Source organism: Kitasatospora putterlickiae (assembly GCF_039527695.1).
GTDB lineage: Bacteria > Actinomycetota > Actinomycetes > Streptomycetales > Streptomycetaceae > Kitasatospora > Kitasatospora putterlickiae.
Genome location: NZ_BAAAKJ010000228.1, coordinates 25,528 through 26,532 on the forward strand (window position 1 = coordinate 25,528; position 1,005 = coordinate 26,532).

2 protein-coding genes are annotated in these 1,005 nt (G+C 71.5%); both read right to left on the reverse strand.

Going from position 1 to position 1,005, the window contains the following annotated elements; all coding sequences use genetic code 11:
• Nucleotides 1-16: 16 nt before the first annotated feature.
• Complete coding sequence (locus tag ABD308_RS23125; RefSeq protein ID WP_344338156.1) at nucleotides 17-523, reverse strand: RICIN domain-containing protein; 507 nt, start codon at nucleotides 521-523, stop codon at nucleotides 17-19.
• A gap of 44 nt (nucleotides 524-567) precedes the next feature.
• The coding region (locus tag ABD308_RS23130) for an RICIN domain-containing protein (protein ID WP_344338157.1) at nucleotides 568-1,005 on the reverse strand (438 nt) is incomplete at its 5' end.

Here is a 1,005-nt window from a genome sequence, read left to right on the forward strand (position 1 = left end):
CCGGACGCGGGCGGGGTCAGAGCCAGCGCTGGTTGAGGTCGTAGGTCAACGGGAACTGGACCACCGGCGTGCCGTCGGCCAGGCCGCCCTTGTAGAGGTCCAGTTGGAAACCGCTGTGCCTGTTCGCCGCGTACCACCCGGGCTTCATGGCGTAGCGGAACGTGGACCATGCCTGGTTGAGGCCGCGGTTGCAGGTCCACTGGACGATCCCGGTGCCCGGTGTGGTGCTGTAGTTCGGGACGTCCAGGCACTTGCCGCTGTGCACGTTGACGAACTCCTGGTAGCCGGTGCGGATCCACTGCTGGTTGGCGCCGCCGTGGCAGGTCCAGATCCGGACGGGGGCGCCGTCGTCGGTCCGCCAGTCGGCGACCTCCAGGCACGTGGTGGCGGAGACGTAGGGGTGGATCGGCGCCGGCGGGCTGTCGGCGTGGGCGCCGGGGGCCGGGACGAGGACGAGGCCGGCGGCGGCGGTGAGGACGGCGGTGGCCGCTCCGAGGCGGCGGGTGGTGCGACGACGGGTCACGGGGTTCCCCTCGATGCGTGCGGGACGGGGTGGTCGTTGAGCGCTCAGCTGTGCGGGCCGGTCCAGGGGGCGGGGTAGTAGGACCACTTCTGGTTGGCTCCGCCGTTCCAGGCCCACTGGACGACGGCGGTCCCGTCCGCGGAGCCGCCGCCGGCCAGGTCGAGCAGGAGCCCGCTGTTGAGGTTGACGATCAGGCGGGTGCCGTCGGGGAAGCGGTTGGCGTCGCTCCACCGCTGCTCGGGGTTGCCGTTGCAGGTCCGCTGCTCGACCTGGACGCCCCAGACGGTGGACGCCTTGGGGATCTCCAGGCATCTGCCGCTGTGCACGTTGACCAGTTGGCCGGCGTCGGTCCAGTTCCACTGCTGGTTGGCTCCGCCGGTGCAGGTCCACTGCCGGCCGGGGGCGCCGTCGTCGGAGCGCCAGTCGGCGATCTCCAGGCACTTGTCGGTGGCGACGCTGCGGAGCTGGATCTGCGGGTTGTC